General features: G+C 61.7%; 11 protein-coding genes. All 11 read left to right on the forward strand.

The features are described 5' to 3' along the window. The first annotated feature begins 4 nt into the window (after nucleotides 1–4). The 11 genes from AC1DVN_RS18205 (at nucleotide 5) to AC1DVN_RS18255 (ending at nucleotide 11745) form a co-directional block, all read left to right on the forward strand. Nucleotides 5–1126, forward strand: coding sequence for an ABC transporter ATP-binding protein (locus tag AC1DVN_RS18205; protein ID WP_024487305.1), 1122 nt, complete (start codon nucleotides 5–7; stop codon nucleotides 1124–1126). Nucleotides 1127–1135: 9 nt separating this feature from the next. Continuing rightward, nucleotides 1136–1930 (forward strand): MlaE family ABC transporter permease, encoded by a 795-nt coding sequence (locus AC1DVN_RS18210; RefSeq protein ID WP_003942038.1) that lies wholly within the window; start codon nucleotides 1136–1138, stop codon nucleotides 1928–1930. A gap of 5 nt (nucleotides 1931–1935) precedes the next feature. Beyond that, the gene (locus AC1DVN_RS18215) at nucleotides 1936–2796 is read left to right on the forward strand and encodes an MlaE family ABC transporter permease (RefSeq protein WP_047268907.1); all 861 of its coding nucleotides are present in this window, start codon (nucleotides 1936–1938) and stop codon (nucleotides 2794–2796) included. Further along, entirely contained in the window at nucleotides 2793–4154 is a 1362-nt protein-coding gene (locus AC1DVN_RS18220) for an MCE family protein (protein WP_019744311.1), read from the forward strand. Before AC1DVN_RS18215 ends, AC1DVN_RS18220 begins: the two co-directional genes overlap by 4 nt. Beyond that, nucleotides 4151–5230 (forward strand): MCE family protein, encoded by a 1080-nt coding sequence (locus AC1DVN_RS18225; protein ID WP_019744310.1) that lies wholly within the window; start codon nucleotides 4151–4153, stop codon nucleotides 5228–5230. Before AC1DVN_RS18220 ends, AC1DVN_RS18225 begins: the two co-directional genes overlap by 4 nt. Continuing rightward, nucleotides 5227–6222, forward strand: coding sequence for an MCE family protein (locus AC1DVN_RS18230; RefSeq protein ID WP_003942053.1), 996 nt, complete (start codon nucleotides 5227–5229; stop codon nucleotides 6220–6222). Before AC1DVN_RS18225 ends, AC1DVN_RS18230 begins: the two co-directional genes overlap by 4 nt. Then, entirely contained in the window at nucleotides 6222–7475 is a 1254-nt protein-coding gene (locus AC1DVN_RS18235) for an MCE family protein (protein ID WP_003941941.1), read from the forward strand. Before AC1DVN_RS18230 ends, AC1DVN_RS18235 begins: the two co-directional genes overlap by 1 nt. Beyond that, nucleotides 7472–8749 carry an MCE family protein gene (locus AC1DVN_RS18240; RefSeq protein WP_020906821.1) on the forward strand — a complete coding sequence of 426 codons (1278 nt, stop codon included), beginning with the start codon at nucleotides 7472–7474 and terminating at the stop codon, nucleotides 8747–8749. Before AC1DVN_RS18235 ends, AC1DVN_RS18240 begins: the two co-directional genes overlap by 4 nt. After that, complete coding sequence (locus tag AC1DVN_RS18245) at nucleotides 8746–9993, forward strand: MCE family protein (RefSeq protein ID WP_019744308.1); 1248 nt, start codon at nucleotides 8746–8748, stop codon at nucleotides 9991–9993. The genes AC1DVN_RS18240 and AC1DVN_RS18245 overlap by 4 nt, the downstream gene beginning before the upstream one ends. 99 nt (nucleotides 9994–10092) lie before the next feature. Next, nucleotides 10093–10821: a hypothetical protein gene (locus AC1DVN_RS18250; RefSeq protein ID WP_019744307.1), complete on the forward strand. Its 729-nt coding sequence runs from the start codon at nucleotides 10093–10095 to the stop codon at nucleotides 10819–10821. A gap of 45 nt (nucleotides 10822–10866) precedes the next feature. Continuing rightward, on the forward strand, nucleotides 10867–11745 hold the full coding sequence (locus AC1DVN_RS18255; RefSeq protein ID WP_477994088.1) for a hypothetical protein: 879 nt from the start codon (nucleotides 10867–10869) through the stop codon (nucleotides 11743–11745). Nucleotides 11746–12107: the final 362 nt, after the last annotated feature.

A 12107-nucleotide genomic window follows, 5' to 3' on the forward strand; every position in this document is an offset into this window, starting at 1 on the left:
GGTAATGGTGGGAGTCGAGGTAGCGGTACAAGGACTGACAAAGTCTTTCGGGTCGCAGAGGATTTGGCAGGACGTGTCGTTGACACTTCCCGCGGGTGAGGTCAGCGCACTGCTCGGGCCTTCGGGTACCGGTAAGTCGGTGTTCCTGAAGTCCCTGATCGGACTGCTCCGCCCTGAACAAGGCTCCATTGTCATCGACGGCACGGACATCCTGCAGTGCTCCTCCAAGGAGCTCTACGAGATCCGCAAGCTGTTCGGCGTTCTGTTCCAGGACGGCGCACTGTTCGGCTCGATGAACTTGTACGACAACATCGCATTCCCGCTTCGTGAGCACACCAAGAAGTCGGAATCCGATATCCGCAAGATCGTGATGGAAAAGCTCGATCTCACGGGTCTGGTCGGCGCCGAGGACAAGCTTCCCGGTGAGATCTCCGGCGGTATGCGCAAGCGTGCCGGTCTTGCGCGTGCACTCGTTCTCGATCCCGAGATCATCCTCGTCGACGAGCCTGACTCCGGTCTCGATCCGGTGCGTACGACGTACATCAGCCAGACGCTGATCGACATCAACGCCCAGTCGGACGCGACGATTCTGATCGTCTCGCACAACATCAATCTCGCACGCACGGTGCCGGACAACATCGGCATGCTCTTCCGTCGTCAGTTGGTGATGTTCGGTCCTCGTGAGGTGCTGCTCACCTCTGACGAGCCCGTCGTCAAGCAGTTCCTCAACGGAACGATGATCGGTCCGATCGGTATGTCGGAGGAAAAGGACGAGGCTCAGATGGCGCACGAGCAGGCGCTCGTCGACGCCGGTCACCACGCCGGTGGTGTCGACGACGTCGAGGGCATCGTGCCGCAGATGAAGGCCACCCCCGGAAACCCGGAGCGTCAGGCTGTTCGTCGTCGCCAGGAGCGCGTCCGCCAGATCATGCACACCCTCCCAGCTAACGCTCAGGCGGCAATTCAGGACAGCCTCGACGAGGTTGACGGAACTGGGCAGTACGCTCCCCAGTACGCCGACGCGAGCGGCTATCAGGGGGAGTGGAACGACAACTCGCAAGACACGCAGGTCATTCCTGCATACGAGGGCGATCCCTACGGAAACACGACACACGGGCAAGGGTAGGCATATCGGATGGGGGTTACCCGCAACTCGGTTCTGAGTCCGGTCAACGGAGCATTAACTCAGGCCGGAAACATCGTCGAACTGTTTGTCGACGTCGTCAGGAATACGTTCCGGCGTCCATTTCAGTTCCGTGAGTTCATCGAGCAGGCCTGGTTCATCGCCAGCGTGACAATTTTGCCGACGGCATTGGTAGCCATTCCTTTCGGCGCCGTCGTCTCACTGCAGACCGGTTCGCTGATCAAGCAGTTGGGTGCAGAATCGTTCACCGGCGCTGCCAGCGTCCTGGCGGTGATCCAGCAGGGTAGCCCTCTGGTGACAGCATTGTTGGTCGCCGGTGCGGCCGGATCGGCCGTGACGGCCGACCTCGGTTCACGAACCATTCGCGAAGAGATCGACGCGATGGAAGTCCTCGGAATCAATCCGATTCAGCGCCTGGTGGTTCCGCGTGTACTCGCGATGGTGCTGATCGCTGTGCTGCTCAACGGACTGGTGTCCGTAGTCGGTATCGCGGGTGGTTACTTCTTCAACGTGATCCTGCAGGGCGGTAACCCCGGTGCCTACATCTCGTCGTTCTCAGCTTTTGCGCAGCTACCGGACATTTGGAGCGGTGAGATCAAAGCCGCGGTGTTCGGTGTCATCGCCGGTGTGATCTCCGCGTACAAGGGACTCCACCCATCCGGTGGCCCGAAGGGCGTCGGTGAGGCGGTGAACCAGGCCGTCGTCATCACGTTCCTGCTGTTGTTCTTCGCCAATCTGATTCTGACGATGGTGTACCTCCAGATCGTGCCGGCGAAGGGATCTTGACCTAAATGACCATCGCACGAGGCCGCGGCGATCAGTTCCTGCTGAAGAGCCGCAAAATTGCCAGAATTCCAGTGAACGCGTTGGACCGCGCGGGCGAGCAGATGTCGTTCTACGCGCGCGCCATCGCATGGACCCCGCGCACCCTGCATCGGTACCGGAAGGAGACGCTTCGGCTGCTCGCCGAAGTGACCTTCGGTAGCGGTGCGCTCGCAGTCATCGGCGGAACGATCGGTGTCATCGCGATGATGTCGGGATTCACCGGTGTCGTCGTCGGTCTGCAGGGCTTCGCCGCTCTGGAGCAGTTGGGTAGCTCGGTCCTGACCGGCTTCCTGTCCGCATACGTCAACACCCGTGAGATCGCTCCGATCGTTGCGGCTCTTGCGCTCTCGGCGACGGTGGGTTGTGGTTTCACCGCTCAACTCGGTGCCATGCGAATCTCCGAAGAGATCGACGCACTGGAGGTCATGGCAGTTCCATCAGTGCCGTTCCTGGTCACGACCCGCATGATCGCCGGCTTCGTCGCCGTCATCCCGCTGTACATCGTGGGTCTGCTTGCGGCGTACCTCGCGTCGCGAGTGATCAGTACCGTGTTCAACGGGCAGTCGACGGGCTCGTACGACCACTACTTCAATCTGTTCCTGCCACCGCAGGACGTGCTGTATTCGTTTGCGAAAGTCCTGGTCTTCGCCTTCGTGCTGATTCTGATCCACTGCTACTACGGGTTCCATGCCTCGGGTGGTCCCGCAGGCGTCGGCGTGGCCGTCGGCCGCGCTGTTCGCGCGGCAATCGTCACGATCGCCGTTCTCGACTTCTTCCTCAGCCTCGCAATCTGGGGCACCACGACGACAGTGAGGGTGGCCGGATGATCGAGGCTCCGTCAGTCCTGCGCCGCCGTGTGCTCGGACTCGTGTTCTTCGTGGTGTTGGCACTGTTCCTGGCCTTCACCATCGGAACCTTCAACAAGACGTTCAAGGACGTCGTGAAGATCGACCTCGTCACCGACACCGTCGGAAATGCATTGCCACCCAACGCGGACGTCAAGGTTCGTGGTCTGCTGGTCGGCGAGGTGCGATCCGCGTCGACAAAAGACGGCCAGGTCACCTCGGTCCTCGCGATCGAACCGGACAAGGCTGATCTGATTCCGTCGAACGTGACGGCACGTCTGCTCCCGAAGACGCTTTTCGGTGAGCGATACGTCTCCCTGATCATTCCGGAGGGAACCACCGCTGCTCCGATTTCCGCGGGAACGGTGATCCAGCAGGACAAGAGCGGAAACGCTGTCGAGGTCGGCGACGTTCTGGACGGACTTCTCCCACTTCTGCAGGCGATTCCGCCGCAGGATCTGGCGAACACTCTCGGTTCTCTCGCGCAGGGTCTGACGGGGCGCGGCGCTGAGCTCGGTCTGACGGTCGATCGTCTCGAGGAGATCTTCCGCGGCGTCAATACCGAACTGCCCGCGGTTCAAGAGGATCTGCGCAAGTTCGCGGACTTCTCCCAGACATACTCGGACGCTGCGCCCGATCTGATCAACGCTCTCGACAATCTGCGGACCACGGGTAACACGGTGGTTCAGAAGCAGGACCAGTTGCGGACTCTGCTGGCGTCGCTCACCGTGACATCGTCGGACACCGCAGCCTTCCTCGAAGCGAACTCGTCCTCGATCATCACGCTCGCTGCGGATTCGAAGGAAGCTCTCCAGCTTCTCGCTCAGTACTCACCGACGTTCGGGTGCACGTTCAAGGGCTTCTCGGACACCGCCCCGGAAGCTGCCAAGATCCTGTCCACCGACGCGCCCAATCCTGGTGTGCGTGCGAGTATTCAGATCGTGAACCCCAAGGGTCGCTACCTGCCCAACCAGGACGAGCCACGGCTCGTCGACAACCGCGGCCCGGTTTGCTACGACAACGTCACCGAGCCAGGTCGTCCGTTCCCGCAGTACCCCGGTGGTTCGTACGGTGACGGTTCCTACCAGGTTCCTTCCCGCAATCCCGGTCCCGCCACCATGGAATTCCTGCCTGCACCCGAGGGCTCCGGACCTCAGTTGTTCTCGACCAACAACAGCGGTCCTGCTCAGCAGGCCGGCTACGCGGGCTCGAAACTCGAAGAGGATACGTTGAAGGTGATCTACGGACAGGCCAACGGTGTTGCGCCGGACGATGTTCCGGCGTGGACCACGATGGTCAGTGCTCCGGCATTTTCCGGTGCGGAGGTGAGCGTCCAATGAGAGGACTCGCAGCTCCACTGACAAAGCTCATCATCTTCGTGGTGGTCACCGTCCTGGCGACAGGATTGCTGGCCGCCAGCATCGCCAACCTCGGCGGCGGCGGAGGCACCAAGTTCAACGCAGTGTTCTCCGACGTCACCTCGTTGAACGAGGGTGACGAGGTGCGCATCGCCGGTGTTCGTGTCGGACAGGTCGAGAAGATCGCGATCGTCAACGACAACCAGGCCGAGGTGCAGTTCTCGGTGTCCGACCGCGATTGGTTGCCTGCCAGTTCCATCGCCACGATCCGGTTCCGCAACCTGGTCGGGCAGCGATACATTTCGCTCTCGCAAGGTGAAGGCAGCCAGGGCCAGAAGATCACCGGCGGCGACACCCTGCCGTTGGCGCAGACTCGCCCGGCAGTAAATCTCACGACGCTGTTCAACGGCTTCAAGCCGCTGTTCACCACCCTGAGCGCTGACGACGTCAACAAGCTGTCCTACCAGATCATCCAGGTCTTCCAGGGGGAGTCGGGCACCATCAGCGAACTCGTCCGCAACACAGCGAGTTTGACCAACACCGTCGCGGACAAGGACGCCGTCATCGGGGCGGTGATCAAGAACCTCAACGACGTTCTCGACACAGTCAACGCGAACGACAAGAACCTCGATTCGCTGATCGTCAATACCCAGCAACTCGTCACCGGGTTGGCCAACGAGCGCGGTGTCGTCGGTTCGGCCGTCACCTCACTCGCCGGGTTGACCGATGCCACTGCAGATCTGCTCGAGCCGACGCGGCCGTCGATTCAGGGCTCGATCACGGCGCTCAACACGCTGGCGACCACGCTCAACCGTCGTAGTGACGACGTGAACGCGGTGCTCGAGACCTTGCCGGTCAAGCTCGACAAGCTCGCTCGCGTAGCGAGTTACGGTTCCTGGTTCCAGTTCTACCTGTGCGGAATCGACATCGTTGCCGGTCCAGGACAGTCTGCCTCGCTGAATCTGCCCACCGGCCTGCCGACGGTCAATCAGCCGATTTACACCAACGCGGCCACGCGATGCACTCAAGACGGTATGAGGGAGTTGCAAGGTCGATGAGTAAACGTCGCAGTCCGGCAATGGCCGGAGCCATCGGTATCTTCGTGGTGCTGTTGGCCACTTTGTCCGCGTTCTTCCTCGATTCGCTTCCGTTCGTGGGAGCCGGCTCGTCCTACTCCGCCGAGTTCTCCGAAGCTGCGGGTCTCAAGCCTGGCAACGAGGTTCGTATCGCCGGCGTGAAGGTCGGCAAGGTCACTTCCGTCGATCTCGACGGTGACCGTGTTCTCGTCGACTTCAAGGTCAGTGACGCGTGGGTGGGAGATCAAACCTCTGCGTCCATTCAGATCAAGACGATTCTGGGACAGAAGTACCTCGCACTCGATCCGCGCGGAACCGACAACCTCGATCCCAAGGACCGGATTCCGCTCGAGCGCACCACCTCTCCGTACGACGTCGTTCAGGCCTTCTCGGCAGCGGCGGACACCGTCGGCGACATCGACACCGACCAGTTGGCGAAGAGCATGGAGACGTTGTCCCAGGCATTCTCCGAGACACCTGGCGATGTCCGCGCTTCGCTCGACGGTGTCAGCCGGCTGTCGCAGACGATTGCGAGCCGCGATCAGGACCTGCAGAAGCTCTTCGCCGCCACCGGGAAGACGTCGCAGATTCTTGCGGATCGCAACAAGGAGTTCACCCAGCTGATCCGAGACGGCGGACTTCTGGTGCAGGAGCTCAACAATCGCCAGCAAGCGATTTCGCAGCTGCTCACCGGAACTCAGCGCGTCTCTCAGCAGCTCACCGGTCTCGTTCGCGACAACGAGGCGGCAATCGGGCCGGCGCTGACGCAGCTCAACGGCGTCATCGACATCTTGAAGGCCAACAACGAGAACTTGGACAAGGCACTGAAGCTCTACGAACCCTTCATTCGCTTGTACGCCAACGTGGTCGGCAACGGCCGTTGGTTCGACCAGGTCGTCGTGAACCTCCTTCCGCCGGGTCTGCCGGATATTCCGGGCTACCGTGACCCCGTTCGTACGTTGGGAGGCAACTGATGGCTGATACTGCCGAAGCCGGAAGCGGCTCCAAGAAGCGCTCGGTCGCGATCATCGCCGCTGTTCTGATCGGGTTACTCGTAATCGGTGGCGCGCTGTGGTGGGTGTTCACTCGCGCCGGTACCACCAAGATCACCGCCTACTTCGACAAGTCGGTGGGTATCTACGACGGTTCCGACGTTCGTGTTCTCGGTGTCAAGGTCGGCACCGTCGAATCCGTCGAACCTCAGGGAGATCAGGTCAAGGTCGAGTTGCGCGTCGATCGTGGGATCGACATCCCCGCCGGTGCCAGTGCCGCTCAGATCACGCCTTCGGTGGTTGCCGACCGCTACATCCAGCTGACACCGGTCTTCACCGGCGGCGACAAGATGGCCAGCGGTGCAGTCATTCCTATCGAGAAGACGGCGACGCCCGTCGAGGTCGACCAGTTGTACTCCAGCATCGACGAACTCGCGTCGGCGCTCGGTCCTGAAGGTGCCAACAAGAACGGAGCACTGTCCGATTTCGTAGAGACAGGTGCGGCCAACCTCGAGGGCAACGGTGAAGCGTTGGGAGACAGCATCACCAACCTCTCGGATGCCGCACGGACGCTCAACGATTCGCGTGACAACATCTCGCTCACCATCAAGAACCTGGATACTTTCGTGGGCGCTCTCGCGGCCAACGATCAGCAGGTGCGCCAGTTCAACACTCAGTTGTCGGACCTGACCGGATTCTTGGCAGGTGAGCGCGACGATCTCGGTGCCGCTCTGAACCAGCTCTCGATTGCTCTCGGCGACGTCGCGAAGTTCGTGGCAGACAACCGTGATCAACTGGTCCAGACAACCGAGGGTCTCGTCGAACCGACACAGACATTGGCGAACAACAAGGAAGCCCTGGCCAACACGCTCACCATGCTTCCGTTGGCGATCTCCAACCTGGTCAACTCGTACGACGCCGAATCAGGTGTGCTGGCTTCACGTCTGGCGTTCCCTGATCTTCAGAACCCGGCCGGCGTGCTCTGCAAGTTGATGGACCTCGGCAAGCTGTTGCCCGGTGATCCTCGGTTCGAGGCATTGGGAAGGCAGATGCAACCGGCTATCGACCAGTGCGCAAACGTCGCGGCGATGACCGACGCAGCCAATCAGGCTGCAGGCCTGAACCTTCCCTTCGGCATCCTTGCCGGTTCCGAACGACAGATGCAGGTAGTTCCGGGCACTGTGCCCGGCGTCGTGTCACCGCGACTGACCAGTGGAAACGGGGAGGGCGAGTGAAGCGTTCATTGATAGTCGGCGCCGGACTGTGCGCCGTCCTGATCTCGGCAACAGCCTGCTCGTCCGAGGGAATCTACGCGGTTCCGCTTCCCGGCGGTCCCGATGTGGGTTCCGATCCGATGCACTTGACCATTCAGTTCGACGATGTCTTGGACCTTGTTCCGCAGTCCGCTGTGAAGGTCGACGGTGTTCCGGTCGGTCGAGTCGACGACGTGTCGGTCGGCCCGGACGGATGGACCGCGGACGTCGGAATCATCCTCGACTCGTCGGTTGATCTACCCGCCAACGCAATTGCCGCGGTCGAGCAGACCAACCTGCTCGGCGAGAAGTTCATCCAGTTGTCGGCCCCGCCGTCCGGACCGGACTCTGCGAAGCTGGCCGACGGAGACCTGATTCCGCTCGATCGCACTCGCCACGCCACGGAGATCGAGCAGGTTCTCGGCGCATTGTCGCTGCTGCTCAACGGCGGCGGTGTGGGCCAGTTGCAACCCATCGTCGAAGAACTCGGGGCCGCATTCGACGGTCGCGAGGGCAAGACGAGAAGTCTTCTGGAGCAGGCGAACACACTCATCGGTGGACTCAACGAACAGCGTGACGACATCACCCGCGCGCTCGACGGCCTGGATGTGCTCTCGACCCGCGTCAACGATCAGAACGAGAAGATCGGGAAGATTCTCGAGGAACTCCCCGTTGCGACACAGGTTCTCAACGAGCAGCGCCCGCAGCTGACGCAGATGCTTGCTCAGGTGGATCGACTCGGAACAGTGGGAACCGACGTCCTCACGCAGTCCAAGGACGATCTGATCGCTGATCTTCAGGCTCTGCGTCCAACGCTGCAGGCGCTCGCAGACTCCGGTGACGACTTCGTCGGGGCACTTCCTTTCCTTCCGACGTTCCCGTTCCCGGACGGTGTCGAGAAGATTGCGCAGGGTGGTTCCGTGAACCTCTTCCTGAGCGTCGACTTGCAGATCGGCAACACTCTCTCGGGTCTCGGTGTCGGACAGGGTGAACCGGAATACCGTCAGCCGAAGTTCGGCAATCCCAAGCCGGTGGTAGATCCGTCCAACCCGTACTACAACGGAAACGGACCGCGGCCGGGTTGGCCGACGGTGTCGCTGCTGCCGATCGCTCCGATCCTGCCGCAGATCCCCGTCGTCGCCGGTCTACCCGCCACCACGGCCGGCGACCCGGCAACACCGGCTCCGGCAGCGGACCCACTCAACCCCATCCAGGGAATGCTGGAACAGTTCGGAATCGGTGGTGATGGACAGTGAGATCAGCTCTGGTCAGATGGCAGCTCGTCGGCTTCGTGGTGGTCGCGCTCCTGGGTCTCATCTACGTCGGCGCCAAGTACGTGCGTCTGGACAACCTCATGGGGTTCGGTCAGTACACGGTCAAGACCGAATTGGCCACGTCCGGTGGAATTTTCACCAACGCCGAGGTGACGTATCGCGGTGTGCCGGTCGGGCGAGTGGGCGACATGTCGTTGACCGAGGACGGAATTCAGGTCGACCTGAAGATCGACAACAGTGCTCCGGAGATTCCCGCGTCGGCCCGTGCAGTCGTGGCCAACCGCTCCGCCATCGGTGAGCAGTACGTCGACCTTCAGCCCGATACCGATCAGGGACCGTTCCTCGCGGACGGCTCGGTGATCGCGGTGGGGGACACCACAACTCCGATCCCGATCGAGGATGTGCTGACCAGTGCCAACGGCTTGGTCAAGTCCGTGCCGGTCGACGCGCTCCACACCGTCGCCGTCGAACTCGGTGCCGCATTCAACGGCAAGGGCGAGGACATTCAGGTCCTGGCCGATTCGCTGTCCGGTCTCTCGCAGTCCGGGCTCGACACTCTGCCTCAGACGCTCGCGCTGATTCGGAACAGTGAGACGGTACTGACGACGCAGTCGGATCAGTCCTCCGCGATCAAGCAGTTCAGTACCGATCTCGATGCTGTCACGGCGCAGTTGCGGACCAGCGATCCGGACATCCGTCGCTTGATCGACAACGGCATCCCGGCCAGCGATCAGATCGGTGCCCTCATCAACGAGGCGGGCCCGAGCCTGACGACTGACCTGACCAATCTTGCCGCGACCACCAAGACGCTTGCACCCCGAACGATCGCGCTGCAGCCGTTCCTGATCTTCCTTCCCGGCCTGGCCGCTGCCGCACCGACGGTTGCTCCCGGCGACGGAACGGTCCATCAGGGCTTGGTGCTCGAGACCAATAATCCGCTCTCGTGCACGGTGGGTTACGAAGGCACCATGGCGATCCTGGACGAGATGAAACGTCAGAATCCCAACTTCGACGACACCCAGCAGGATTTCCCGCTCAACACCGCGGCGTCGTGTGAGACGCCGCTGGGCAGCGAGACGGGCGTCCGCAGTGCCAACCGCGTGGTGTACGCCGATCCCGACACGATCCAGCCTTGGGACTTCAAGCCGAAGGTCGATCCGGACAAGTTGAACCTCAACCCGATCGCGACGCAGTTGGCGCCGTTGCTCGGAGTGACACCGAAGTAGACCGATCCGAATGTGGTCGAGTTTGTGCAGTTCAGGCTACTGAGTTGTGGCAGTTGACGATTCGCGGCCAGAGGCTGGGCAAAACAGGTAAGTAGGGTAGTGAGTGTGATTCAGAGAAACAGTTCCCCGCAGTCCGGCGGGCCCGAGCAAGTCGAATCGGGAGCGCCGACAACCGGTAGACCGAAGGGGCTGACAGCGTCTCTGATTGCGGTCGGTGTCTTGCTTCTGGCGGCAGTGGTTGCGCTCGGTGTGTTCGGCGTCCCGTACGTTCGGGCGCTCACCACCGACCGCACCACCGCCGAGATGCGTGACGACGCGCTGATCGGTGCGCAGCAAGTCGCGATCAACCTCAACAACGCGGATTCGGCAAATCTCGACCAGTCGATCGAGAACATGCGTTCTTCGGTGACCGGTGACGAGATGACGACGTATCTGCAGACCGTTCAGGATTCCATCACCGACGAGTTGCGGAACTCGGGTTCGAAGGCTGACACCGAAGTTGTGCAGTCCGCGCTGACCGAGCTCAATACCGATGACCGGACCGCCACGGCACTGGTCGTCGTTCGAGTCACCACGACCCAGGGCAACCAGTTCGTCAAGAATCAGCTCGGCATGCGGCTGGGCATGGTCGAGGTCGACGGGGTCTGGAAGGCGCAGTCCGCTGATCCGATCGGATCGCGGCTCGATCTCGGCTCGGGCACTCTGCCGGCTGCCGACGGCTCCACGCCTGCTCCTGACGCAACGCCCGCACCCGGTTCGGGGACCGAAGCACCTGCATCCGGTGCTCCTGCACCGACAACCGAGGGTGGTGATTCCGGTGGCCAGTAGTTCGTCGAACCTGCACACCGACATCCCTCGAAGGAGAAGCGCGTAATGCCACCCAAACGTCGTACCGGCGGACCGTCCTCCCCTCAGAACCGTCGGCCGAAGATCGCTGGAAGCGCTCGTTCGCTCAACGTCCCCGCGGGGACGTCCGACTCGGACCCGGTCGAGCCCGCGATCGAACAGCCGGAAGAAGAGACACAGGAGGCTGCGAAGCCGGAGGTTGCGAAGCCGAAGGTTGCGAAGCCGAAGGTTGCGAAGCCGACGCTCACGAAGGCCGAGTCCGGAGACATCGAGCCGTCGAAGACGGAAACCGACGCGCCGGAATCCACACCAGGCCCCGATCTGACCAAACCGGCGAAAACCGTCGCAGACGAGCCCAAGGCCCCTGCTACCCCGGAGACGGGCGCGGGGGAGTCGGCGACAACACCTACACAATCCAAGGCCGGTTGGCGCCTGGTCGCGATCCTGGGGGCCGCAGCGGTCATCGTCGCGATCCTCGCCGGCATCGCCTTCTTCAAAGTCGGCGCGAAGACGGACGACATCGCCTGGGTGGACGAAGGCGCCACGGCTGAGGTTCTTCGTGTGACGCCGTCGGCGTTGGCTGCAGTCTTCACGTTCTCTCCCGACACGTTCGACGCCGATTTCGACAAGGGTGTCCAGGGCCTGAACCAGTCGATGCGCGATCAGCTGACCCAGTACAAGGACACGCAGAAGGCCGGCGTCGAACAAACTCAGACGGCAACGACCGCTGATGTCCCGCTGATCGGGATCACACGACTCGAGAAGGACCGGGCGCAGTTGCTCGCCCAACTGAACGTCAGCTCGACGCAGAACGGCGTGGCGGCAGACTCTCGCTCCGGAATGGTCATCGTGAGTCTGGAGAAGCAGGACGGAAACTGGCTGATCTCGGAGATTCGCGACCAGTAGCTCGGAGATTCGCGACCAGTAGCTCGGAGATTCGCGACCAGTAGCACCTGCGTACCAGCGCGAAGATCTGGACCGACGCACGATGTCGGTCCAGATTTTTCGTATGTGACGCCGTTGCTGGCTACACTTCCGGTGGCGGTGTTCGAATGCGCGTCACAAATGTTCGAATGCTGCGACACGCGCTCTCGCCCTTGACGGAGCCGTCTGCAAGGTCCACTCTGATCGGTGAACATGCACGGACGAGTGATCGGCAGTCTCACGTCAGTATCTGAATTCGACCCTCAGTTACACCCGACTCGACATTTCCAGAGTAAGGGTGTACTTTTGGACGTTGCGCTGGCTGCCTCCTGTCCACCCCTCGT

The sequence above is a fragment of the Rhodococcus sp. P4_E4 genome, assembly GCF_056401575.1.